Annotated in this window: 13 protein-coding genes, 1 tRNA gene and 1 pseudogene; 2 read left to right on the forward strand and 13 right to left on the reverse strand. The window is 67.1% G+C overall.

Annotated features, from left to right (window positions below):
* From leuC to E3T55_RS02450, 9 genes are all read right to left on the reverse strand, one after another.
* Positions 1-1,461: a 3-isopropylmalate dehydratase large subunit gene (leuC, locus tag E3T55_RS02410; RefSeq protein ID WP_134517960.1), complete on the reverse strand. Its 1,461-nt coding sequence runs from the start codon at positions 1,459-1,461 to the stop codon at positions 1-3.
* A 195-nt stretch (positions 1,462-1,656) separates the two neighbouring features.
* On the reverse strand, positions 1,657-2,199 hold the full coding sequence (locus E3T55_RS02415) for an FHA domain-containing protein (RefSeq protein ID WP_134517961.1): 543 nt from the start codon (positions 2,197-2,199) through the stop codon (positions 1,657-1,659).
* A gap of 9 nt (positions 2,200-2,208) precedes the next feature.
* Positions 2,209-4,758 carry a transglutaminase-like domain-containing protein gene (locus E3T55_RS02420; protein WP_134517962.1) on the reverse strand — a complete coding sequence of 850 codons (2,550 nt, stop codon included), beginning with the start codon at positions 4,756-4,758 and terminating at the stop codon, positions 2,209-2,211.
* Positions 4,755-6,152 carry a DUF58 domain-containing protein gene (locus tag E3T55_RS02425; RefSeq protein WP_134517963.1) on the reverse strand — a complete coding sequence of 466 codons (1,398 nt, stop codon included), beginning with the start codon at positions 6,150-6,152 and terminating at the stop codon, positions 4,755-4,757. Before E3T55_RS02425 ends, E3T55_RS02420 begins: the two co-directional genes overlap by 4 nt.
* Before the next feature lie 29 nt (positions 6,153-6,181).
* On the reverse strand, positions 6,182-7,180 hold the full coding sequence (locus tag E3T55_RS02430; protein ID WP_134517964.1) for an AAA family ATPase: 999 nt from the start codon (positions 7,178-7,180) through the stop codon (positions 6,182-6,184).
* 118 nt (positions 7,181-7,298) lie between these two features.
* Positions 7,299-12,749 (reverse strand): Ig-like domain-containing protein, encoded by a 5,451-nt coding sequence (locus E3T55_RS02435; protein WP_134517965.1) that lies wholly within the window; start codon positions 12,747-12,749, stop codon positions 7,299-7,301.
* A 201-nt stretch (positions 12,750-12,950) separates the two neighbouring features.
* The gene (locus tag E3T55_RS02440) at positions 12,951-18,338 is read right to left on the reverse strand and encodes an Ig-like domain-containing protein (RefSeq protein ID WP_134517966.1); all 5,388 of its coding nucleotides are present in this window, start codon (positions 18,336-18,338) and stop codon (positions 12,951-12,953) included.
* Positions 18,339-18,507: 169 nt separating this feature from the next.
* Positions 18,508-19,203, reverse strand: coding sequence for an FHA domain-containing protein (locus tag E3T55_RS02445; protein ID WP_134517967.1), 696 nt, complete (start codon positions 19,201-19,203; stop codon positions 18,508-18,510).
* Between the two features lie 13 nt (positions 19,204-19,216).
* A complete protein-coding gene (locus E3T55_RS02450; RefSeq protein WP_420897960.1) occupies positions 19,217-20,935 on the reverse strand; it encodes a serine/threonine-protein kinase in 1,719 nt (572 codons plus the stop codon).
* On the opposite strand from E3T55_RS02450, the pseudogene E3T55_RS21125 reads away from it, so the two are divergent.
* Positions 20,885-21,049: pseudogene (locus tag E3T55_RS21125) on the forward strand (hypothetical protein); the annotation flags it as partial. The gene E3T55_RS02450 and the pseudogene E3T55_RS21125 sit on opposite strands and share 51 nt — an antisense overlap.
* Here E3T55_RS21125 and E3T55_RS02460 read toward each other — a convergent pair.
* The 4 genes from E3T55_RS02460 to E3T55_RS02475 all read right to left on the reverse strand — a co-directional run bounded on the left by E3T55_RS02460 (position 20,990) and on the right by E3T55_RS02475 (position 24,913).
* The gene (locus tag E3T55_RS02460; protein WP_134517969.1) at positions 20,990-22,453 is read right to left on the reverse strand and encodes an FHA domain-containing protein; all 1,464 of its coding nucleotides are present in this window, start codon (positions 22,451-22,453) and stop codon (positions 20,990-20,992) included. The pseudogene E3T55_RS21125 and the gene E3T55_RS02460 overlap by 60 nt on opposite strands.
* A 1-nt stretch (position 22,454) precedes the next feature.
* Positions 22,455-23,372: a PP2C family protein-serine/threonine phosphatase gene (locus tag E3T55_RS02465; protein WP_134517970.1), complete on the reverse strand. Its 918-nt coding sequence runs from the start codon at positions 23,370-23,372 to the stop codon at positions 22,455-22,457.
* A gap of 109 nt (positions 23,373-23,481) precedes the next feature.
* Positions 23,482-24,519, reverse strand: a complete 1,038-nt coding sequence (locus E3T55_RS02470) for a TerC family protein (protein WP_134517971.1) — start codon at positions 24,517-24,519, stop codon at positions 23,482-23,484.
* A gap of 321 nt (positions 24,520-24,840) precedes the next feature.
* A tRNA-Glu gene (locus E3T55_RS02475) sits at positions 24,841-24,913 on the reverse strand.
* Positions 24,914-25,024: 111 nt separating this feature from the next.
* Between E3T55_RS02475 and E3T55_RS02480 the strand changes: the two genes are divergently transcribed.
* The gene (locus tag E3T55_RS02480) at positions 25,025-25,663 is read left to right on the forward strand and encodes an MBL fold metallo-hydrolase (protein ID WP_134517972.1); all 639 of its coding nucleotides are present in this window, start codon (positions 25,025-25,027) and stop codon (positions 25,661-25,663) included.
* Positions 25,664-25,726: the final 63 nt, after the last annotated feature.

Here is a 25,726-nt window from a genome sequence, read left to right on the forward strand (position 1 = left end):
TTAGTTGTCTCCGTTCGAGGTGCTCGAGCTGGCATCGTTGTGAAGGTCCCAGGGACTCGACAGCGTGCCGCGGATGGCGGTGGCCGCCGCGACGAGCGGCGACACTAGGTGGGTGCGCCCGCCCTTGCCCTGCCGGCCCTCGAAGTTGCGGTTACTGGTCGACGCGCAGCGCTCCCCCGGTTCGAGCTGGTCGGGGTTCATGCCGAGGCACATCGAGCAGCCGGCGAAGCGCCATTCCGCTCCGAAGTCGAGAAAGATCTTGTCGAGGCCCTCGGCCTCCGCCTCGATCCGCACCCGGGCGGAGCCAGGCACGACCAACATTCGAATGTTGTCGGCCTTGGTTTTGCCCTTGACGATCTCTGCGGCGGCGCGCAGGTCTTCGACCCGGCTGTTGGTGCAGGAGCCGAGGAACACGGTGTCGACGCGGATGTCCTTCATCGGCGTTCCCGCCGTGAGGTCCATGTACTCGAGGGCGCGCTCTGCGGCGGAGCGCTCGTTGGCGTCGTCGATCAGCGCCGGGTCGGGCACGCTGCCGCTGAGCGAGACGCCCTGCCCGGGGTTGGTGCCCCAGGTGACGAAGGGCTCGAGCTCGTCGGCGTTGACGATGACCTCGGCGTCGAAGACGGCGCCCTCGTCGGTCGCGAGCGTGTTCCAGTAAGCCACGGCGTCGAGCCAGTCCTGGCCCTCCGGCGCGTGGGCGCGGCCCTTCAGGTAGTCGTAGGTGGTCTGGTCGGGGGCGACCATTCCGGCGCGGGCGCCGGCCTCGATCGACATGTTGCAGATCGTCATGCGGGCTTCCATCGACAGGGAGCGGATGGCGCTGCCCCGGTACTCGAGAACGTAGCCCTGGCCGCCGCCGGTTCCGATGCGGGCGATCACGGCCAGGATGATGTCCTTTGACGTAACCCCGGGGCGCAGCGTGCCGTTGACGGTGATCGCCATGGTCTTGAACGGGTTCAGCGGCAGGGTCTGCGTGGCCATCACGTGCTCGACCTCGCTCGTGCCGATGCCGAGCGCCATGGCTCCGAAGGCGCCGTGGGTGGAGGTATGGGAGTCGCCGCAGACCACGGTGATGCCGGGCTGGGTGAGGCCGAGCTGCGGGCCGACGACGTGCACGATGCCCTGCTCGATGTCACCGAGCGAGTGCAGACGCACCCCGTATTCCTCGCAGTTGCGGCGCAGCGTCTCGATCTGCGTGCGGCTGGTGATGTCCTTGATCGGCTTGTCGATCTCGAGGGTCGGAGTGTTGTGGTCTTCCGTCGCGATGGTGAGGTCGGGGCGGCGCAGCGGGCGATTCGCCAGGCGCAGGCCGTCGAAGGCCTGCGGACTCGTGACCTCGTGCAGCAGGTGCAGGTCGATGTAGATCAGGTCGGGGGCGCCGTCTTCGCCCTGAGCGACGAGGTGCTTGGCCCAGACCTTCTCGGCCAGGGTGCGTGGGGTCGTGCTCGTGGAACTAGTCATCTGTGATTGTCCGTCTTCCTCAAGATTTGGTGGTCAGCCAACGACGAACTCCGCGACGAGGGGCCCAGTAGGAACTAGGCGGCCAGGTGAAACTGAGCCTCGTCGCGGCACGGAAGAAGAAGTTGACCGAACAGCACCCCGTCAGGCTAACAGGTCCACAGTGAGCAACCATGCCGCGAGCGAGCACTCGCGGCGTCAGGCCCAGCGGATGTCGATGAGGAACTCCCCGAGGAACAGTTTCGAACCCGGGGTCAGGGGGGCACGGCCACCCGGCTCCAGGTCGAATTGGGTGCCGTCGGCGGCGGTCACCATGACCCCGTTGGTGGAGTGCAGGTCGGTGACCCAGAGCGTGTCCGGCAGCCCCACTGCCCGGTCCACCTCGACGACGGCATGGGTCTTGGAGACGCTCGTGGCGGCATCCGCGACCGCGAGCAGGCGTGCCCCGGGTCGGGCGGCGTCGGCCGCGGGCTGCCGCCCGAGCAGCACGACCCCGGTGACCGACACGCTCTGCCCATCGGCACAGTCGAGGTGCCAGGCCGCGGCGCGCGGCGCGCTCGAGCCCAGGGGCACCGAGCGAAAGCTCGGGATCGAAATGGGGGCGGTCGGTTCGGTTCGCGGTGGCGCCGTCGCAGCAGCGGCCGGCGGCGCGCCCTCGATGACGGGCGCCGGCGGTGCCGCCGCTGGCTTCGCCTGGGGGAACAGTCCCGGCGGCGGAACAATGAATCCATCGGTACTCACAGGAAAACTCTAAGGCTTTCCGGGTCGGCCAGGTCGGCCGGGCCCACCAGAACGGGTCGAACGGGGCGAACGGGTCGAACGGATGCGGAACCTCGCGATGAGGCGCCTGGCCCACCCTGCCGAGGCGCGCACGGCACCCAGCGACGCCAGGGCCTCGCTCCAGTGCCGCGTGACGGCGGCATCGTCGACGGGTTGACCGTTGAACACGGCTCGGTCGACCGAGCGGGCGAGCGTCACGAGGCTCGACGGCTGCTGCGCGGTGTCTGGCTGCTGGGCCTCACGCTGCTGGGCCTCGAGCTGCTGGGCCTCGAGCTGCTCGGCGACCTGACGGCGCGACGAGCGCGTCGGAACGTCGAAGCCGAGCTCCCCGTAACCGTCGGTGAGTTCCTCCCAGGCCCCGGCGACACGCAGATCCCCGGCCCCGCGGTTGCGCCGACGACGACGGCGTCTGGCCTTGAGGGCGGCGATCACGAGCAGCGGTCCGAAGAAGGCGAGCAGCGGAATTCCGGCCCCGAAGATCACGGCCCAGGCCCAGGCAGGCAGCTCGAAGTCGCGGTCCTGCTCGTCTTCGGTACTGTCGTCGATCTCGACGGCGGTCAGCAGGTCATCCGCTTCGTTATCGGCGCGCGGCGGCTGACGCACCTGCGGCTGCGGCTCGGTCTTGGGCTTGGGCGTCTGGTCCTGCGGAACGTCGGTCTGGTCCGGGGTGGGAAAGAAGGGGATCCAGCCGATGCCCTCGAAGGCCACCTCGACCCACGCGGTCACATTGGTGCCGGTGATCTCCACGCTGTCGGCGCCCTCCGGCACCTCGGGTGCGAAGCCCATCACGACCCGGGCCGGATAGTTGAGGCTGCGCGCCATGAGCGCCATCGCCGAGGCGTACTGTTCCTGGTCACCGAGCATCTGGCTGCGGGTGAAGAGCTCGTCGATGCGGTCGGCGCCGTGTCCGGCGCGCGAGGGCGCGCCGTCGGAGGCGAGACCGTGGCTGAGAAAACCCTGCGTCTTCAGGGCCTGTTCGATGGCCCGCAGCTGGTCGATCGGTGTTTCGGTCGTGCCGACGAACTCATCGGCCTTGGCCACCACGACGTCGGGGATGTTCTGCACGGTCGGCAGGGTGAGCTGAGCGACCGGCACATTCTCGAGGTCCTCATCGCGATACGTCTGCTGCAGGGCCGCGGCAATCGTGTACTCGTAGCCCTCCTCGACCCCGCTCGTGAACACGGCCGTGCCGCTCGAGGAGTTGTAGCGCAGGTTTTCGGCGAGGGCACGGCTGTCGGCATCGTCGAAGTCGACGGTGTGCGGGTATCCGATTCCGGGCAGCCAGACATCGGAATAGCCGGTCGCCGTGATGCTGACCTCGGCGTTCTGAACGGATGTCGCGAGCACCGGCTCGGGAATGCTGCGGCCCACGAGACGAAAACTCCCCGAATCACCCGGCCCGCCCGAACCACTGGGGCCGCCCGATCCGGCGACGTTCCAGAGCTTGCCGTCGTAGGAGTCCATGCTCGCCAGGCGCAGCAGGTCCCCGGACTCGAGGCCCTGCACGGTGAAGAGCGGAGTGTCGGCGAGGGTCTTGGTATACATGCGAAAACCGGCGAGCGGGCTCGCGAACTGCAGTGGGTCGAAGGGCGGTTCGATCTCGTCGCGCAGCACAAATCGAGCGTCGGACGGCGGGGTGAGGGCGGCTCCGGCGAGCGAGCCGACGAGTACGGCGCCCACCACAAGCGTCGCCGTGCCGAGCACCTTGCGGCGCAGCAACCGGCCTGTGCCCACCCGGCCTGTGCCCACGCCGTCCGTGCCCACGCCGTCCGTGCCCACACGGACCGGGCTGCCGTTCGGCAGGTCGGCAGCGGATGCCGCAACGCTCCCCCTCGACCGGCGCCAGCCGATCCAGACGAGCGCGATGACGGCAAAGGCCACCCCGCGGAGGGCGGCGTAGTAGGCCTCATCGGTACCCATCAGGATGCCGGCCAGGTACAGCAGAACCGGGCCGATGAGCAGCAGGCTTGCCCGCCACACCGTGCGGCGGCGGCCGGGCAGCCAGCGACTGGCGAGCATCGTGCTGACCAGGGCGACGAGCCAGGCCGCGAAGTAGGGCAGCACGGGCATGTAGTACGGCGCCTCGACCGGGGTGCCGAGGGTGACGATGTCGGCCCAGCCGAAGACCGCTCCGAGTGCGAGGCCGGCCGTGGACTCGAGGCTGGGCAGCACGACGAAGAGCCCCTGCGCGGGCATCGTGAAGGGGGTGCCGAGCGCGAAGTAGGCGAGAACGCCGGCGAGCACGGCGGTCAGAACGCCGAGCCGCAGCCGGTAGCCGACAATCGCGACGGCGGTGCCCACGAGCAGGCCGCCGAGGCCGGCCAGCAGAAAGTTGTAGTCGCCGAAGGAGGTCTCGAGGCCGAGAATGCCGAGCAGACAGAGCACGCCGATGACGGCAACGTCGATCCAGGCCTGCTGCGGAAAGGCCGGGGGGCCGTCGGCCGAAGGTGACGTTGAGGTCGAGGTTGAGGTCGAAACCGCAGCGGGCCGGGGGGCGCGCCGGGTGGCAGCGCGGATCATCCGTTTGCCCGTCTGAGAATCGAGGGCAGATCGCCGAGCTGCCCGAGGGTGATCACGGTCAGGCCGCTCACCTTCGACAGCCGGGACTGCGCACCGGCCTCGATGCGAAAGGCGAGGGTCTTGGTGTCGGGGCCGAACAGGTTCTGCACCGTGCGGTACTGCAGCAGTTCGGTCTGCGAGCCGGCGATGATCATGACCACGCTCGGGGCTGGCAGGCGCCGGGTGGCGTCGCGTGCGAAGTCCCGAAGAGTGGGATAGCGATCCTCGACCGGGTCGATGCGTGAGCTGTCGTCGAGCAGGGTCAGCGGGGTGCCCGTGACCAGCTGGCGCTCTTCGGTGACGACGCTCATGTTCGTCTTCTCCCGAATCACCTGCAGGGCGAGGGAGGCCATGACGGAGACGCCGAGTTCGAACTCCTCGTCGGAGGCGTAGGCGACGCTCTCGAGCGTGTGGATGATCGTGAGCTGGGAGCGGCGGGTCTCTTCGAACTGCCGCACCATGAGCTGGCCGGTGCGCGCCGAGGTGCGCCAGTGCACGTTGCGCAGCGCGTCACCCGGCACGTAGGCCCGCAACGCGTGAAAGGAGATGTCGCTGTTGGTGATCTTCTTGGTGATCTCACCCTCGAGGTCACGCACGAGGCCGGCCGCAGAGGAAGCGAGTCGGGTGGTGACGGGGTGCACGAACAGTTCGACCGGGTCGGTCCAGCGCACCGTTCGGCGCAGCAGTCCGAGCTGGTCACCGCGCACCGAGATGGCGGGCCCGGCCACGACGACCGCTCGGCGGTGCGTGGGCACCGCGAAGAGCTCATCGTGCACGCCCTGCGCGGCGAGGCCCGGGATCACGAATTCGGCCAGGCCCTCGCCGACGGGAAGCTCCATGCGGGCCGGCAGCAGCCCTTTCGCCCCGGTGTTGGTGACGATCATTTCACCGAGGGCGCGCTGGCCGGCGACGACGCGGTGCGGGTTGAGCGCGATCGACACCTGGTAGGTGGCGCGTCCGAAGATGAAGACGACGGCCACGAGCAGCGCGGCCAGCAGGGTCGTCGCCAGGTAGGTGAATTCGACCCAGCCGAATGCGCGGCTGATCGAAAACGCGACGACAGCGGCGACGAGGGTCAGCCAGCCGGCCGGGCCCACGACATCCGTCACCGGGCGGGCGAACCGAGCGGCGGTGCGCAGCCCGATCAGCAGCAGGCGCCACAGTGCCCCCGAGGCCGCCCGCAGTGCCCGCCCCACACTCGTCAGGGCGTAGCGCAGCTGCGCGAACCGGCCCGGTACCAGCGCGCTGGCCACGTAGCGCCCACCTAATGCGGCGGGCGTGGCGGATGCGGCGGGTGCGGCGGGCGTGACGCTCGGGTCGTCTGGCGTCGTGGTGCCGGGGAGGGTGCTGGTCATGGGACTGAAGTTCTGAGCCGCTGGCCGGTTCAGACCGCGCGGAAGGCGGGCGGCGCGACGGCGACGAGGATGCGCCCGACGATGTCTTCAGCGGTCACCCCGGCGAAATCCGCCTCCGGGTCGACGATGATGCGGTGTGCGAGCACGGGAATGGCGAGCTCTCGAATGTCGTCGGGGGTCACGTAGATGCGGCCCTGGGACAGAGCCCAGGTCTTGGAGGCCCGAGCCAGCGCGAGCGCACCACGCATGCTCACGCCGAGGGTCGACGACACGTCGGTGCGCGTGAGGGTGACGATCTCGTTGAGGTAGCCGAGCACGGCCTCATCCACGAAGACCGATGCGGCCAGTTCAGCCATGGTATTGATCGAGCTCGACGCGATGATCGGGGTGATCTTCGAGTCGCGGGCCCGGTTGGAGCTGTCGAGCAGCAGGGTGATGGCGGTGTCGTGGTCGGGATAGCCGAGCGAGGTCTTGATCAGAAAACGGTCGAGCTGCGCCTCGGGCAGCGTATAGGTTCCGGCCTGTTCCACCGGGTTCTGGGTGGCGATGACCATGAACGGGGTGCCGACCTCGTGGCTGACACCGTCGACGGTGACGCGGCCCTCTTCCATGACCTCGAGCAGGGCCGACTGGGTCTTCGGGCTGGCCCGGTTGATCTCGTCGGCGAGCACGATCGAGGCGAAGATCGGGCCCTTGTGAAACTCGAACAGGCCCTTGCCCTGGTCATAAATGGTGACGCCGGTCACGTCGGAGGGCAGCAGGTCGGGTGTGAACTGGATGCGCGAGTTCGAACCTTCCAGCGTCTTCGCGAGGGCCTTCGCGAGCACCGTCTTGCCGGTGCCGGGAAAGTCCTCGAGCAGCACGTGTCCGTTGGTGAGCAGCGCCGCGACAACCAGTCGAATGACCGGGTCCTTGCCGAGGATGGCCTGGTTGACGTTGCCGACGAGTTTGTCGAACGCTTCGGCGAACCAGTCGGCCTGTTCCTGGGTGACGGTTGGCTGTGTGCCCGCTGATGGTGTGACTGGCATGGCCTGACTTTCCGTTTCGTGTTGTACTGCTGTGTTCCATGGTGCCCTATGCGGTGCTGCTTTGAGCACCGGGCTTGAGATGCACTCGCCGTGGTCACTGCGCCGTGGTGTCACGGCCTCAGCGGTCGGTGTCGAGGCAGCGCAGCGCCGACTTCCACACGATGGTCGGGCTCACGTAGGTACCGCCGGGACCGACCAGCCGGATGCGCTCGCTGCGGCTGCCGAAGGGGTCCTGGATGTCCATCCAGCTGAAGGTCTGCAACGTTCCCGTGGTGCCGTCGATATTGATGTTGTAGGTCTCGAAATCCGAGTCGCCGAGCACGGTGACGGCGTACGTGCCCGGAACGATGTTGAAGTAGCGGGCGCCGAAGTAGTGCTGGCTGCCCGAGTACGGGTCGGCGCGGCACAGTTCGATGCGGGTCGGCGGAAGCGGCGGGTCTTCGGTGGTGTCGGTGTTCGACGTGGTCCAGGCCCCGCAGTCGCGGGCGTTGCAGGCTCGCACCTTGAACTGATAGCTCTGGTTGTTCGCACCGGACACCGACGCGGAGCGGGCGCCGTTGGTGCTGCCGTTCGCGAGCTTGTTGCCGGTCCAGGAATACTCATACCCCGTGACGCTGCGCCCACCGTTGCTGGCGGGAGCCTGCCAGGTCAGCGACAACTGCCCGTTTCCGGTCTTGGAGGCCGAGAGGTTGGCGCTGGCCGGAGCCCCCGGCACCCCGTATGGCACGACGGCGTTGCTCGCCGCGGATGCGGAACCGTCGCCCTTGGCGTTGCGGGCGACGACGCTGAAGGAGTAGCTGGTGCCGTTGCGCAAGCCAGTGATGGAGTGCTGGCCCGCCGCCGTGACCGCCGTGGACCCGCCGTTCCACGAAATCGTGTAGCCCGTGATCGGGGAATTGTTCGACGCCGGGGCCGTGAACGTCACCGTGGCGCTCGCATCGCCCTCGGCGGCGCTCGGCCGGTTAGGGGCATCCGGTACGTTGCGAATGACGAGGGTGATGCGGCCCTGCACCTCACGATTCGGGTCTCCCGTGGCATCCCGGATGCGGTACACCGCGGTGAGCGTTCCCGTCGCGCTCGGGCCGGTGCGAATCGTGACGCCCGACGAGGTGAAACTGACCGAGGCCGTACCGCCGGAGACATCCTGTTCAATGTCGGCACCGACGACGCTGAGGGCGTGTCCGTCCTGGGCGAAGGGGTTGTAGTCGTTGCCCAGCACGGGGATCTCCACGACCGTGCTCGGTTCGGTCTCGATGCCGGAGCAGTTCGCCCCGCAGTCCTCGACGGCCTGTGGCAACGGCCGGGTCGACGAGACCACGGTGACGTTGACGGAGCCGGGAACGGTGAATTCGCGGTAGGTCACGGTGAAGGTGAGTGTGGCCGTGGTTCCGGGCTGTGTGCCAAGCGGTGCCGACACGGTGAGTTCGGCGCCGGACAGTTCGGCGAGAACGCTCGCGCTGGCGCCGCCGAGCGCCCCGAAGCTGAGCTGTTCGATGATCTGCGGGTTGGGGTGGCCGCTCGAGGTGCGCAGATTGGTCACCAGAGCGGTCTCCCCGGCCTCGATTGTGACGTCCGGCGGGGTGAAGGTGGGCGGTACGTCTTCGAAGTTGGCGTCGCCGACCACGATGGCAATGGTCAGGGTCGCCTGGTTGCCGAGCGGGTCACTCGCCGATTCGCCGTCGGTGACCACGAAGGTGACGGATGCCGCTCCCCGGTAATCCGTCTGCGCCGTGAATCCGAGGCGGCTGGCTGCCCGCATCGGGTCGGAACCGTCGCCGTTCGTCGCCGTCGCGCTCAGGATGATCGCGGGCCGCCCCGAGGGCACCTCCACGATGTCGGCGAGGTTCCAGTCGATCGAGCCGTTCATGCGCACGATCTGTTCGGGCAGGTCTTTCAGGAAGGGCGGCGGAAAGGCGTTCTCCGGGTCCTCGCTCGGTTCGGGTTCGGGGATCGCGGGCACGATGATGAACGCGGTCGCGCTGAGCTCGTCGAGTTCGTTGGTGAGACGGTAGCCGATCGCCTGCCGTTCACGGCTCGGGGTGATGGTGACGATGCCGTCGGCATCGATGACACCGGATGCCGCGTTCGGGCCCTCGAGACTCACCACGAGGTCGTCGATCAGACCGCCCGGGTTTTCGGCGCCCTCACGTACCGTCACGGCGACGTTGGCCGCGGTGACACCATCGGCGCCGAGCACATCCGCTGGTTCGATGAGGTGGTCGATCGCGGTGGGACGCTCGGTTTTCGCGTCGGCGGTGACCTTGACCTGCACGAACGCCGTCGCCGCTCCGCCGCGTCCGTTGGTGATCTCGTATCGCAGCGTGAAGGTGCCCTCCTGTTCGGGGGCGTCGACGATGATGCGGCTGCCGTCGACCCGCGCCGCGATGCCGGGGTCGACCTCGGGCAGGTCTTCGCTGAGGGTGAGGGGATATCCGTTGGGGTCGGAGTCGTTGAGCACGACCGGGATCGATCCGAGCCGACCGGGCTTGATCTCAATGGCGTCATCGACCGCGACCGGCGGCAGCAGCACCTCGGGGCGCGGAATCACTCCGATTCGCACGGTGCCGATCGCGGTGGCGCCGAGAGCGTCTTCGACCTCATAGCTGAACGTGTCGGTGCCGGCCGTGCCCGGGTAGGCCTCGTAGATGAAGAAGTCACTGCCCTGCTCCACGATGCGGCCGAGGTCGGGAGCGGTCGTGACGGCCGTGAGGTAGACGGAGTCGCCGTCGGGGTCGATGCCGTCGAGCGGCACCTGCACCTTGATCGTCGAATCGGCGAAGGTGCGCATGGTCAGCGGAAGGGGCGTTGGCGCCTGGTTGCCCTCGGCATCCACTGCCACGACCGTGAAGCGCACCGTTGCGGTGGCCGTCTCCTGAAACGTGTCGGTGATGGTGTAGCTGACGCTGTAGGCGCCCGGCGTTTTCGGGGCCTGGTAGCGCACCTCGTTTCCGGTCGCGAAGGCGAGGCCACCGGCATTCGTCACGTCACCGAGGTCGGGCAGCACCGACATGGTGCCGGAGTCGGGGTGGTAGTCGTTGGCGAGCACGTCGACGCTCACGATGTCGCCGGCGCGCACGTTGACGTTGTCGTCGATCGCGACCGGCGGCTGGTGTTTGATCAGCGGCGGCACCGGCACCACGGTGACGCCCGCGGTCGAGGTGGCCGTGCCGTCGCTGATCGTATAGGTGAACTGCACCTGCTCGGTCAGCGCCGACGACGCGGTGACCCGCAACACCGTGTTCGTGAGAATCTCGATCGACACGAGGTCGCCGGCGGCGGAGGTATCGACGGACTGCACGGCCAGCACCCGCCCGCTCGGCGAGACGTCATTGTTCAGCACCGCGATCGTGACCGGCTCCCCGGCCCGCAGGTACGCGGTGTCTTTCACGGCGATCGGCGGCAGTTGCTCGGTCGGCGCCTCCTGCACGTCGACCCGGATCAGGCCGACGCTCGAGGCCGATCCGGCGCCGAGGCTGTAGGTGAAGACGTAGCTGCCGGCTTCCGGCGCCGTGACCGCGATCGTGCCGCGGTCGAGGTTGGGCACGGCGGAGATGCGCTCGGGCACCTCGTTGACGCTGATGAGCGAGAGCGGAGCGCCCGACGGCGACACGTCGTTGCTGAGTGGCTCGATCAGCACGGTCTCTCCCACGAACGTCGTCGCGAAGTCGGGCGTGCCGACCGGGCCAAGGCTTCCGGCGGCCTTCACATCAACGGTCAGCACCCCGGTCGCCGTCAGCAGGCCGTCGGAGATGACGAAGGTGACCTCTTTCAGGCCGAGTTCGGCGGTGCGGCTCTCGAAGGTCACGAAGCCCTCTGGGCCAAAACGCACACCGTCGCCGCTCGTGGGGCTTGCGGAGACGAGGTAAATGTCATCGCCGTCGGGGTCGATCCAGTCCGAGAGCACGTTGTAGCTCACCAGCTGGCCCTGCTCGACGCTCACCGCGCCGACCCGCGAGGCGACCGGAGCGGCATTCTGATCGAGCGGTCGAATTGTGAGGGCCACGTTCGCCTCGGCGACCGCGCCTCGGCCGTCGGCGACCGTGTAGCGAAAACTGACGGTACCGGCGACGGCCGCCGCGGGGGTGAACTGCAGGGCACGGCCGCCGTCGATGAAGTCGAGGGAACCCTGCGCACCAGAGAACCCGTTCACGTTCACGACGGTCAGCACGTCGCCATCCGGATCGGTGTCATTCGACAAGACCGGCAGCACGGTCGTTTTACCCGGCCGCACCCCGAACTCGTCGTCGCGGGCCAGCGGCGCGCGGTTCTGCTCGGTACGCTCCGCGAGGGTGTCCTCGAAGGACTGCTGCGAGGCCTTCTCGTCGCCCTCCTCGGAGTCTTCCTCCTCCGGCGGGGTCACCTCGTCCCAGTTCTCGACCAACCGCATGTTCGCGTCGACCAGCCAGACGTTGCCGTTGCTCAGGTTGTTGAGCGCGATCACACTGCGGTTCACCCGAAACTCGAGCACCGAACCGAGCGTCGGCTGTTCGATCGCCTCGACCGTCACGACCGGGTCCGCACCGGCCTCGTTCTGGGCATCCGCGTTCGCGCACGCGGAGATATAGCGCTGCGCGCCGGCCCAGGCACCGTGTGCGCATCCGTTCAACCAGACCGGCGACGACACCGCCGTCGGATCTGTGATCGCCGTATCAATCTCGGCGGGCACCTCGATGACGTCTCCGCCGCCGCCACCACCACCGCCACCACCACCGCCGAGCGGCACCTGCAGCAGCGAGTCAGCGGTCGCGACGACCGCAAAGGTATTCTCGGCGCCGGACTGCTGCACCTTCAGCGGCGCACCCGGCAACTCGACGACGGCATCGCCCACGATGAGGGCGCCCGCGTCGGTGTCGAGCACCACGGGCTGCTCGCCCACAAAAGCCACCTGATGCTCGCCCAGATCGGGCAGCGCGCTCTCGGTCGCCTCGGCCCCGAACTCCTCGATCGTGAAGATCGTCTCATCGACCACCGAGGTGCCCACGAGCGCACCCGACTCCGACACGGCAATATGACCACCTTCGCCGAGTTCCAGCACCGGATCGCTCGTCAACCGGTCAAAACTCAGCTCCCCCGCCGCCGGAAACTCCCAGACCTCACCCGTCGGCGCCATCGCCGCCATGATGTCGCCACCATACGCAAGCTCCGAACCCGGAACCACATCGACCCGCTGACCGAGCGTCGTGAACGCCGGATCAATACGCTCGACCGAACCCACACTCTCGTCATAGATGAAGACATCGTCACCGTGCTGCAGCACGTCGAACGCGTTCGAGGCGGCGTTCACCGAACCGTTGAGCTCTTCAATCTGCCGGTTCAGCCGACCGGCGAGCAGTTCCTGGCCGTTGGTGACCCAGACGTCCCTGCTCGTGAGGTCGACATCCGTCACCGGAAAACCCTGGTGCAGCACCGCGAAGCTCAGCGGCACTCCGGCCAATACCGCGAGCGCGACGACGGATGCCGTGGACTTGCGCCAGCGCTGCGGGTTCAGGAACGAGAACTTAAGCACCGAATTCTTGAGCACCGAGTTCTTGAGCACCGAATTCTTGAGCACCGAGGAGAACGACCCCACGCCGTGCTCCCCCCGCTGTCAGCACTGCCACGAAACGTCTACCCCTTGCACGGGGGCGAAAAAGAATTCTGCTCACACCTTAACACGCCGGGTGTGGGCTCCAGGCTGCAATCTAGCAGTCCCCCCGACCTGTTTCCCGCTGAGGGTCTCGCCGAGGGTCTCCGCGAGGGTCTCTGCGGTCTGCCGGCTGGCCACAATCGGTCAGCAGTCGGCGACGCTCGTTCCGCCACGGTTGGTGTGGGCGGCGCGAATAAAGTATCCGTCGTAGCTGGCGTCTTCGATGCGCATGTAGAACCAGTCCTGCCCGTTGCGCACGGAACGACACACGGCATCAACGATCGTGCCCGCCTCGAGGTAGCCTCGCGGGTTCATAGTGCAACCCTGGGCGTCGTTGGTCGGGGGGTTGTAGTAGGTCGACTGCGGCTCGGGGCAGGTGCGCTGGGTCACGGTCGCCGAGTTCGTGGGGGTCCACGGCGGCGGAATCGGAATCGCCTGAGGTGTCGCCACATTCGACGACTGCCAGGCACCGCAGGCGCGGGCGTTGCAGGCCTGTACCCGGTACTGGTACGCCGTGCCGGTGCTGCCGGTCTCGGTATCGGAGGTTGCGGGGGTGGACGTCGTTCCGGCCGGACCGCCCTGAAGCCACTCGTAGTTGTAGCTCGTGACCCCACTGCCGCCATTGCTGGTCGGAGCCGTCCAGTTCAGCACGAGCGCGCCGGTGCCCTGGCCCGGCGCTGACAGGGTCGCGCTCGCGGGCGCGCCCGGCACGCCGTACGGCGTCACGGCGGCACTCGGGCTCGACGCCGCCGAGTCACCGATGGCGTTTGTGGCGGTCACACTGAAGGCGTAGCCGGTGCCGTTGCTCAGGTTTCTGATGGTGTGCGTGCCCGCCCCGGACACCGGCTGCGACCCGCCGTTCCAGCTGATCAGGTACCCGGTGATCGGCGAGTTGTTCGAGGCCGGCGCTGTGAACGTCACGGTCGCGTCGGTGTCACCCGGCGTCGCGGTCGGGCGGTTCGGGGCATCCGGTACGTTTCGAATGACCAGCGTGATGCGCCCCTGAACCTCCCGATTCGGGTCCTTCGTCGCGTCCTGAACTCGGTAGACGGCGGTGAGCGTTCCGGTCGCGTTCGGGCCGGTGCGAATGCTGACGCCACTCGAGGTGAAGCTCACGGATGCCGTTCCGCCCGACACGTCTTGTTCGATGGCGGCGTCGATCACGGCGAGCGGGGTGCCGTCGGCCTGGAACGGGTTGTAGTCGTTGTCCAGCACCGAGATCGCCACGGTCTGGCTCGGAAGCGTTTCGATGCCGGCGCAGTTCGGACCGCAGTCGTCGACGGCCTGCGGAAGTGCTCGTGTCGACGACACGACGGTCACCTGCACGGACCCGGGGATGGTGAATTCCTTGTAGGTCACGGTGAACGTGAGCGTTGCCTCGGTGCCGGGCTGCGTTCCGAGCGGCGCGGAGATCGTGAGGTTGGCTGCGCTGAGCGACGCGGCGACGGCTGCCGAGGAGCCGCCGAGCGAGCCGTAGCTGAGCTGCTGCACGATCTCGGCATTCGGGTGCCCGCTCGAGGAGCGCAGGTTGGTGACGACCGCGGTCTCCCCCGCTTCGATCGTGACGTTCGGCGGCGTGAAGGTGGGCGCGGTGTCCTCGAAGTTGGCGTCGCCGACGGTGATCGCAATCGTCAGGGTGGCCTGGTTGCCGAGCGGGTCGGCGGCATCGCTTCCGTCGGTCACGAGAAAGGTGACGGATGCCGGACCGCGGTAGTCGGGGGCCGCCACGTAGCTGAGGGTGTCGGCCCCCGAGGCTGCGGGGGTGCCGTCACTGTTGGTCGCCGTCGCGTTCAGCAGCACCGCCGGGCGGCCCGACGGCACCTCGACGATGTCGGCCACGTTCCAGCCCAGAATGCCGTTCATGTCCACGAGCTGCTCGGGCATCGCCCGCAGGAAGGGCGGCGGAAAGGCCTGCTCCTCTTCGGGTTTCTCGGCCTCATCGGCGTCGGGGCGGGCCGGAACGATGATGAACGCGGTCGCGCTGAGCTCGTCGAGCTCGTTCGTGAGCCGGTAGGCGATCGCCTGGCGCTGATTGCTCGGGGTGACGGTCACCACGCCGTTCGCGTCAATGGCACCGGATGCCGCGTTCGGCCCTTCGAGGCTCACCACGAGGTCCTCGATCAGGCCGCCGGGGTTCTCGGCGCCCTCTCGAACCGACACCGCGACGGTCGCGGCGCTCTGACCTTCGGTACCGAGCACATCCGTCGGCTCGATGATGTGGTCGATCGCGGTGGGCGGAAGCGTCTTCGCGTCGTTGGTCACGTTGATCTGCACGAAGGCCGTCGCGGCGCCGCCGTTGCCATTGGTGATCTCGTAGCGCAGCGTAAAGGTGCCCTCGGCTTCGGGGGCGTCGACGATGATGCGGCTGCCCTTGACGGTCGCGGTGATGCCGGGGTCGACCTCGGGCAGTTGTTCGCTCAGCGCGAGGGCATAGCCGTTCGGGTCGGAGTCGTTGAGCACGACGGGGATCGACGCCGTGCGACCGGGCTTCATCTCGATCGAGTCATCAACGGCGATGGGCGGCAACAGCACCACGGGGCGCGGAATCACTCCGATGCGCACGGTTCCGGCGGCGGTCGCACCGAAGGTGTCCTGAACCTCGTAGGTGAACTCGTCGGTTCCGGCGGTGCCGGGGTAGGCCTCGTAGATGAAGTAGTCGCTGCCTTGCTCGACGATGCGGCCGAGCGCGGGCGCACTCGTGACGTCGGTCAGGTAGACGGAGTCGCCGTCGGGGTCGATGCCGTCGAGCGGCACCTGCACCCTGATCGTCGAATCGGCAAAGGTGCGCATGGTAAGAGGTACCGGTGTGGGGGCGCGGTTGCCCGCGGCATCCGGTGCCATGACCGTGAAGCGCACGGTCGCCGTGGCGGTCTCCTGGAACGCGTCGGTGATCGTGTAGACCACGCTGTAGGAGCCGGGGTTGTTCGGTGCCTGGTAGCGCACCTCGGTGTCGGTCACGAAGGCCAGTCCGCCCGCGTTGCTGGTGTCGGTCAGGTCGGGCACCAGGGTCATGGTCGCCGAGTCGGGGTGGTAATCGTTGTCCATCACGGCGACGCTCACGATGTCGCCCGCGCGCACGTTGACGGCATCATCAACGGCGACCGGTGGCTGGTGTTTGATCAGCGGTGGCACCGGTACGACGGTGACGCCCGCGGTCGACGTGCCGACGCCGTCGCTGATCGTGTAGGTGAACTGCACCTGTTGGGTCAGCGCCGACGAGGCCGTGACGCGCAGCACGGTATTGGTCAGAATCTCGACGGAGACCAGGTTGCCGGCGGCGGCCGTGTCGACGGACTGCACGGCGAGCACTCGTCCGGTCGGGGACACATCGTTGTTCAAGACCGGGATCGAGACGGGTTCGCCGGCGCGCAGATAGGCCGTGTCCTTCACCGCGATGGGAGGCAGTTGCTCCGTGGGGTTCTCCTTCACGTCGACCCGAATCAGGCCGATGCTCGAGGCTGCCCCGGCGCCGAGGCTATAGGTGAACACATAGCTGCCGGCCTCGCCGATCGTGAAGGCGATGGTTCCGCGGTCAAGGTTGGCTACGGCGGTCGCTCGCTCGGGCACCTCGTTGACGCTGATCAGGGCCAAGGCGGCGCCCGAGGGCGAGACGTCGTTGGCGAGTGGCTCGATCAGTACGGTCTCTCCCACGAACGTGGTCGCGAAGTCGGGGGTGCCGACCGGGCCGAGGCTTCCGGCGGCCTTCACGTCGACGGTGAGTACGCCCGTCGCCGTCAGCAGGCCGTCGGAGATGACGAAGGTCACCTCTTTCAGGCCGAGCTCGGCGGTGCGGCTCTCGAAGGTCACGAAGCCTTCGGGGCCAAACCGTACCCCGTCACCGCTGGTAGGGCTTGCGGACACCAGGTAGATGTCGTCACCGTCGGGGTCGATCCAGTCCGAGAGCACGTTGTAGCTCACGAGCTGCCCCTGCTCGACGCTCACGGCCCCGACCCGTGTCGCCACCGGCGCCTGGTTCTGGTCGAGGGGTCGCATGGTCAGGTTCACGTTCGCTTCCGCGACCGCGCCGCGGCCGTCGGACACCGTGTAGCGAAAACTGACCGTGCCGGCGACCGTAGCCGAGGGGGTGAACTGCAGGGCGCGGCCGCCGTCAATGAAGTCGAGCTTTCCCTGCGGCTCCGAGAAGCCGTTCACGTTCACGACGGTCAGCACGTCGCCGTCGGGGTCCGTGTCGTTGGAGAGCACGGGCAGCACGGTGGTCTTTTCGGGACGCACGCCGAACTCATCGTCGCGGGCGAGTGGCGCGCGGTTCTGCTCGGTGCGCTCCGCGAGGGTGTCCTCGAAGGATTGCTGGGAGGCCTTCTCGTCGCCCTCCTCGGAGTCCTCTTCTTCGGGCGGCGTGACCTCGTCCCAGTTCTCGACCAGGCGCATGTTCGCGTCGACGAGCCAGACGTTGCCGTTGCTGAGATTGTTGAGCGCGATGACACTGCGGTTCACGCGAAATTCGAGTACCGAACCCAGGGTCGGCTGTTCGATCGCCTCGACGGTCACCACCGGGTCCGCACCGGTCACCTCGCTGGCGCAGGCGGAGATATAGCGCTGCGCGCCGGCCCAGGCGCCGTGGGCGCATCCGTTCAACCAGACCGGCGACGACACCGCGGCCGGATCGGTGACGGCCGCGTCAATCTCGGCCGGCACCTCGATGATGTCGCCGCCGCCGTCGAGTTGCACCTGCAGCAGCGATTCCCCGGTCGCGACGACCGCGAACGTGTTCTCGGCGCCGGACTGCTGCAGCTTGAGCGGCGTGCCGGAAAGTTCAATCGTGCTGTCGACGGTGCGCAGGGCGTTCGCGTCGGTGTCGAGCACGACGGGTTGCTCGCCGACTGCCGCTATCTGGTGCTCGCCAAGGTCCGGCAGCGCAGCCTCGACAACGTCACCCCCGAATTCGGCGACGGTGAACAGGGTGTCGGCGACGACGGAGGTACCGAACACGGCTCCGGTCGCGGAAACCGCAATGTGTCCGCCCTCATCGAGCTCCATGATCGGATCGGTCGTCAGCGGATCGAAGTTCAGTTCGCCGGCGGCATTGATGGCCCAGACGTCACCCGCGGGTGACATGACCGCGATCGTGTCTCCGCCGTAGACGACCTCTGATCCCGGCGCCACGTCGACACGCTGCCCGAGGGTCGTGAAGGCCGGGTCGATGCGCTCGAGCGAGCCGACACTGTCATCGATCAGAAAAACATCGTCGCCGTGCTGCAGCACGTCGAAGGCGCTCGAGGCGGCGTTGACGGAGCCGTTGAGCTCTTCAATCTGCCGGTTCAGCCGACCGGCGAGCAGTTCCTGGCCGTTGGTGACCCAGACGTCCCTGCTCGTGAGGTCGACATCCGTCACCGGAAAACCCTGGTGCAGCACCGCGAAGCCGAGCGGCACTCCGGCCAAAACCGCGAGCGCGACGACGGATGCCGTGGACTTACGCCACCGCGACGGCCGCAGGAACGAGGGCGGGTTGAGCCGTGCGGTCCAGGCCCCCACCGTTGCTCCCCCGCTCGACTGCACCCCGCTCGACTGCACCCCGTTCGAGGGTACAAAAGTATTGCTCTACGGTAACACGAGCACGTGCCCGGTCACCGTGAGCACGAGGGCGCCCGAAACGGGTGAGCGCTACGGCCGTTACCGTAGCGGCCACCCATGTCGGGCGCGGTCATCACCGTCCATGTTGTCGCGGCGGCGAGTATGCCGATCAGGGCGTCGGCGCCCCGTCGAGCAGGTCGACGTCGTCGGCGCTCACCAGGTGAGTCGCGACCGCGTATTCCACGAGGCGCGCCCGGCGATTGACGGCGAGCTTGCCGCGGCCGCCGCGCAGTCCGTCAACCCCGAGCTTGTCGAGCTTGTCGCAGACGTTGTCGAGCTTGCGGTTGAAGGTCGTGCTGTTCCAGCCGAGCCTGGCCGCGGCCTCGGCCGAGGTCGGAATGGTTCCCCGCCCGGGAACCGTCTGCCGCAGCACCTGCTCCGCGAGCGCCACGACGAGCAGGCGTTGGCTGGTCGTGAGGGCCACCGGCAGAATCGTCGTCGAGCCGTCGGGCTGCGTCGCCGAGACCGACGTGTTGAAGTAGTCCTCTTCGGCGTGGATCGTAAAGTCGTAGTTCGTCGAACCGGCGGTGAACGAGACACGCATCCGCTGAAAGACGATCGGCAGTTTGGCACCGGGGGCGAGCCAGGCCTGTACGGCACCCGTCGCATCCGTCACCGTGGCCGAGAGCAGATTGCCCACATTCGCGATCCACCACATGCCGAAGTCCTCGTAGAGCCGCAAAAAGGTGCGGTGCAGGTAGGGGTTGTCGTCGATGGACAGATCGGACTCCCGCCCGATCGAGAAGTCGGAACCGGGCGGGGTCGTGTACCACTCGCCGCAGAACTCGATTCTGAGGGGCTTCATGCGAAGTCAATCATCACTGGTTGCAGGCCTGCTCGGCCTCGCTGAGCTTGCCGTCGCTGCGTTGCAGGTACACGTCGATGCAGACCCGTGCGCCCGGTGTCACACCCTCGATCACGATGGTGTCGGTCTTGCTCAGCTGCGGTTGGGTGGGGGTCTCGGCACGGGCCCAGCGGTAGACATCGGTGTCTTCGGGGTCGGGGTTGCTGACCGTGAAGGTGACGATCGTTCCGTCGACGGATGTCTCCACCCCCTGAAGCGTCGGCGCCGGCACGGCGCCTCCCGCACTCGCGCCTCCGCCCTGGGCCGTGGTCGGCCGTGCCGAGGGGGTGATGTCTGACTCGGGACTCCCCACGATGGCGACCGCGGCAACGACACCGGCGAGCACGGCGATGCCAGCGCCGATCGCGATTGCTCGCGCCAGAGCGCGCGGGCGACGAGCGGGCGAGCTCTCGACGTCGGCCGCCGCGGTGTCGGGGACAACGGATGCGGGACGTCGCGGCCGCACCACGGTCTGCTCGCGCGCACTCGAACGCACAACCGTGCCCTCGGCGACAGCAGAAGCGACAGCGGAGTCGGCGGTGGGTTCAGCGGCGACAACCGTCTCGAGCACGTCCCTCTCGTTCAGGGTGGTGCCCGACCCGCGCACGGTGCTGTCGGTATGGGAGCGATCGGCGAGAACTCCGTCGGGAACGGTGCCCGTGTCATCCGTTCCGACAGCCGGCGCGGCAGCCGGCGTGGCAGCCGGCACCGCAGCCGGTACCGGGGCCTGCGCGGCGATCGTGACCACGGTGCGGGCGCGGGTTTCGGCTTCCTCGGGGGTCGCTGCGGCCTTCTCGGCCTGTTGCACGCGCAGGTTCGGCACCTCGATGCCGGTCGGCGACAGCCGCAGTTCAAGCTCGACCCGCTGCAGCGCCCTGGCGAAGTCGACCGCCGTGGCGTACCGGTTCTCACGATCGGTCGCCATGCCCTTCTGCAGCACATGGGTCAGCGAACGCGGCATGTCCGGGCGGTCAATCGGGGTGATGGCGCCGTGCTCGATGCGGCCGATCAGGTCGAGAGTGCCGTTGGATCGTCCGCGGATCTCGAACGGAGTGCGGCCCGCCAGCAGGGTGTGAATGGTCGCGGCGAGCGAGAAGACGTCGCTGCGCACATCCGCTTTCGGATCGTCGTCGAACATTTCGGGCGGCGACCACGGCACGCTCATGCCCACGGCCTGGCTTTCGCTCGTGGCCGAGGTGTCGCTCGGGCGCCCGCCGGTCACGCCCGTGATGGTCTGCACGGGAAGTTCGTCATCAAGCGTCGACGAAATGCCGAAGTCGGTCAGTGCCGGCCAGCCGAAGTCGTTGGTGAGCACGTTGGCGGGTTTGATGTCCCGGTGCAGAATTCCCGCGCTGTGCGCCGTCGCGACCGCTCCGGCGAGCCGCACCCCGATACGCAGAGCGTCTTCGATCGAGAATGGCTCGCGCTTGTACTGCTCGGCCAGGCTCGGCCCCGGGCAGTACTCCATGACGAAGTAGGGGCGCAGGTCGCTCGCGACGTCGGCGTGGTAGATGGTGACGATGTACGGATGCGTCGACAGCTGCGCCATGAGATTGGCCTCGGCGACGAACTGGGCCCGGGTGGATTCGCCGAGCTGCTCGGTCAGCAGCACCTTCACGGCCACCCGCCGACGCGGCAGACGTTGCTCGTAGAGAAAAACGTCGGAGAAGCCGCCGGAACCGAGCGGCTTGATGTACGTGTATCCGGGAAGTTCGGGGGGAACCGACGTGCTGCGGCGCATGTGTTCCTAGTCCTCGGCTGCCGTTTTCGAGGCTGCCGTTTTCGAGACTGCCGTTTTCGAGACTGCCGTTTTCGAGACTGCCGTTTTCGAGACTGCCGTTTTCGAGGCAGCCTCGTCGTCGCACACCGTGATCGTGATGTCACTGCCGAGATCGACGATCGTGCCCACGATGATCGCGGTCGGCTCACCCTGCCGCAGGCGTTGCGGCGCGGTGCCCGGCAGCACGATCATGATGCCGTTACGGGAGTGCAGATCGGTGACGACCACGGTGTCCCCCTCGAGGGCGAACCGGGCGTGGTTGCGAGAGATGTCCTGATCACCGGCGCCGATGCTGATGAGCTTGGGGATCTCGCCGCCGAGCACCTGGCTCACGCTCGGTGCCCGGCCCAGCAGCAGAGGCTGCCTCAGAGTCTCGTGCGCGCCGTTTGGCAGCAGCAGGTAGATCGTGCTCGCCACCGATTCGTGCGCGATCGGTGCTCGGCGCTCCAGCCGGCGAGAGTCGCGCAGCTTGCGGATGTCACCGCTCATGACGGTCAGTCCGTCGTGGTCTCCCGCTTCGCTGCTGTCGGTGTCACCGGCACCCGCCGCCGGGCCTGGCCCGTCGTTTTCGTCGGCATCCCGCACGGCGGCCTGTTCGACGCCGCGCATCATCGTGGCCCCAAACAGGTGATCGTATTCCGATGCTCCGGCGACGACGGATGCCTGTGGCCGGTCGGTCGCCGGTGGTACGGCTGCCGGTGGTACGGCCAGCGCTACCGCAGGCGGAAACTCGATCATCGTGCTTTCCACGAGTGTCGTCTCGTTGACGGGAGGTTCGGCGGGCGGCTCGGCGGGTGCGATCACCGGCGCCACCGGCGCCACCTGCGCCACCGGCGCTGCTGTGGACGCTGCAGTCGCTGTGGCATTAGCCGTAAACGTGCCCGTCAGGTTGCCACTCCAGGCGGTTCCGGCTACCAGAGGAAGGCTCGAAGCAGGCGGCAGGCGCTCGGGACCGGCGGGGCCACACGCGATCGAGAAGGCCGTGGCGCCCGTGAAGGATTGTTCGACCCACGTCGATACTCCGCGGCCGGAGATTTCGGTCGTTTCGACGCCGGCGCGCACCGTGAGGGTCACGTCTCCCCGCACGATGGCACGCAGGGCGGCACTGTCGTGAGCGCCCGTCCAGGTCAGCAGCACGAACGGCGGCGTCTCGAACAGGCCGTTGCGGGTCAGCACCCCGAGCAGGCTCTCGGCCGGATCGCCGTGGTGCAGGTTCTCCCACACCGACTGCGCGGTGAGCGCCGGCACGGCACGGGAGGACGTGAGGTTCAGAACGACGAGACGGTCGACATCCGTCGCCGCGAGCCATGCGCCCGCCAGGCCCGGTTCGTAGTTCAGGCCTGGTTCGTAGTTCAGGCCTGGTTCGTAGTTCAGGCCCGGTTCATTGTTCAGGCCCGGTTCGTCGTTCAGGCCTGGTTCGCCGCTGAGCATGTCACAGACCTCGGGGATTCGTATTCTCGACGTCGTCGCGGGAGCGTTCGTGGGTCACGCCGGTCAGGTCGAGGTCCTCGATCGGGCCGAGGGTGGCTTCGATGAAGACGACCGACACGTTGTCGTGGCCGCCGTGCGCGATGGCGGCCTCGACGAGAACGTCAGCGACCGTGTGCCCGACGTCGCCGAAACCGAGTTCGGCGCCCTCGACTGGTTCGTCGCTGAAGCCGGGGCCGCCCTGATGCTCCGCGAGCACGCGGGCGATGTCGGCGGTGTCGAGCTCCTTCGTGAGTCCGTCGGAGCAGATCAGAAAACTGTGACGGCCGGCGGCCGGCAGCAGCCAGACATCGGCGTCGACAAACTCATCCGCTCCGATGGCCCGGGTGATGACGTTGCGCTCGGGGTGTTTCTCGGCATCCGCCGCCGTGATGAGTCCGGCGTCGACCATTTCCTGCACGGCAGAATGGTCCACGCTGAGCTGCGTCAGGGTGCGGCCATCCCAGGTGTAGACCCGCGAGTCGCCGATGTTGAAGGCCATCCAGTGAAAGCCCACGTCGTCGCCGGCGTCGACGAATGCGACGCCGGCGAGGGTGGTGCCCGAGACGGCGGTGCCGTAGTCGTCGACGGCGCTGAGGTCGCGCACGGCGTCGTTACTGGAGTGGATCGCGTCGAGGATGCGTTCCGGCGTTGACGGCGTGTTCTGTTCAATGTGCTCGTCGAAGACCCGCACCACGGTCTGGCTGGCCACGTCCCCCTGGGCGTGACCACCCATGCCGTCGGCGACGAGAAACACCGGAGACTGCGCCATCAGGCTGTCCTCGTTGACTTTGCGCACCTTGCCCACATCGGTGCGTGCGCTGAATACGAAGGATGCGGTCGCGCCAGGCAGCACAATTTCGCTTCGGCCATTCACCGCCATGCGTACCCCACCGTTCGCGTCACCACTTCGCAGCCGAAGCTGTGCGCCCCATCGGGGCGTCGACCAAAAACCCGATCAAGGCTCTACCGTATCAATTTTGCGGGCGCGGCTACTCGTCGATATATTCCGGGGTTTTCCTGCGCTCGTGGGGCTCGGGGTCGGCCGCGCGCTTATTGTCGTCGTACTTGGCCTTGATCAGGCTGGCAATGGTGGCCACGGCCATCGAGCCGATGATGACGCCGAGAGAGGTCCAGGTGTCGATCTCCGGTGCCCAGGCCACGCCCTCTCCCCCGTTGATGAAGGGGACTTCATTGGTGTGCAGGGCGTGGAAGACGAGCTTGACGCCGATGAAGGCGAGGATGACCGCGATTCCATACTTGAGATATTCGAGGCGTTCGAGCAGCCCGCCGAGCAGAAAGTAGAGCTGGCGCAGCCCCATCAGGGCGAAGATATTGGCGGTGAAGACAATGAACGGGCTCTGCGTGATGCCGAAGATGGCAGGAATCGAGTCGAGCGCGAAGATCAGGTCGGTCGTGCCGATCGCGAGGAACACGATTATCATGGGCGTGAAGACCTTTTTGCCGTCGACCATGGTGCGTACCTTTGAGCCGTCGAATTCGCCCGAAATGTGGATGCGACGACGCAGCAGACGAATGAAACCATTTTCTTTGTTCTCGGTTTCGTCCTCTGACGAGGTGGCCTGGTTGAAGGCAGTGTAGAGCAGGAACGCGCCGAAGATGTAGAAGATCCAGCTGAAGTTCTCGATGAGCTGGGCTCCGAGCAGGATGAAGATCCCGCGCAGCACGAGCGCGATGATGATGCCCACCATCAGTACTTCCTGCTGGTATTTCCGCGGTACCGAGAATCTCGCCATGATGATCACGAAGACGAAGAGGTTGTCGATCGACAGGCTGTACTCGGTGAGCCAGCCGGCCAGAAACTGGCCGGCGTGTTCGGAGTCGCCGAGCAGCAGCATGAGCAGCGCAAAGATGAGCGCGAGCCCGACATAGAAGGCGACCCAGAGGCCGGCCTCACGCATCGACGGCACGTGAGGACGCTTGTAGACGAGCAACAGGTCGGCGACCAAAATGAGGGTCAAGACAACGAGCGATCCGATTTCGAACCAGAGCGGCAGGGCGAGGTCCACGAGGGCCTTTCATGATGAGTGTGCGGGGTGGGTGGCAGAAACGGCCAAAACCCGAAAGTCTCTCCCGCACCACATATGGGTGCCACCGCGACCGGGGCCCCGCCAGTGCGGCCCGTATTGACGATCACGACATAGGGCTCGATGAGCCCACAGGGATACTCCCCTTCGCTTGTGGCACTCTATCAGCACCGCTGGCCGTCACACGACGCCCCCGTTCGCCCCCGCGATCCCAGTTTCGCGGGGATCGATCGCTCGTCGAGGGCAAAAAGAAAGCCCGGCCCCTCGCGAACGAGTATGGCCGGGCTGTCATGAAGCGAATTGTGACCCCAGCGGGATTCGAACCCGCGTTACCGCCGTGAGAGGGCGATGTCCTAGGCCGCTAAACGATGGGGCCGTTTTTGCAACTTTACGAGTATGCCACACGAATACGTCTTGGGACAAACTGAGCGCCGGCTGCCCCCACGCCCCCGGTCTCGAACCGCCGACGTTGGATACCATTACACCCATGAAGCTGACCAAACTGGAGCACGCGGCCCTCATTCTCGAGATCAACGGTCAGAAGCTCTTCATCGATCCGGGTTCGCTCACAACCGCGCTCACCGAGACCACCAATGCCGCCGCCGTGGTACTCACGCACGAGCATCCCGACCACTGGACTCCGGCACAGCTTGATCGCATTCGGGACATGAATCCCGACGTGCCCATCTACGGGCCGCAGGGGGTAGCGGATGCCGCACCAGAGCATCCGATCTCCGTGGTGGAAAACGGCGACACCGTCACCGCCGGAGCCTTCACGCTGCGCTTCTTCGGTGAGAAGCACGCGATCATTCACGAGTCGATCCCGGTCATCGACAATGTGGGCGTGCTCGTCAACGACGAGCTGTACTACGGCGGCGACTCCTTCACGATTCCGACGGATGTCCAGGTCGGCACGCTCGCGGTGCCCGCCGGGGCACCGTGGCTGAAAATCAGCGAGGTCATCGACTACGTTCTCGCCGTGAAGCCCCGGCGCAGCTTTCCGACGCACGAGATGGGACTGTCTCGATTCGGCAAGGACCTCTCCAATGCGCGCATCGGCGCGGCCACCGAAGAAGTCGGTGGTGAGTTCTTCGCCCTGGAACCGGGCGACTCGCTCGACATCTGACCCCAGTGCGGGCACAATCCTCCACCTCGATCCGTTTGTCAGTATTTTTGCAGCTTCTGCATC

This window comes from Cryobacterium frigoriphilum (genome assembly GCF_004403305.1).
GTDB lineage: Bacteria > Actinomycetota > Actinomycetes > Actinomycetales > Microbacteriaceae > Cryobacterium > Cryobacterium frigoriphilum.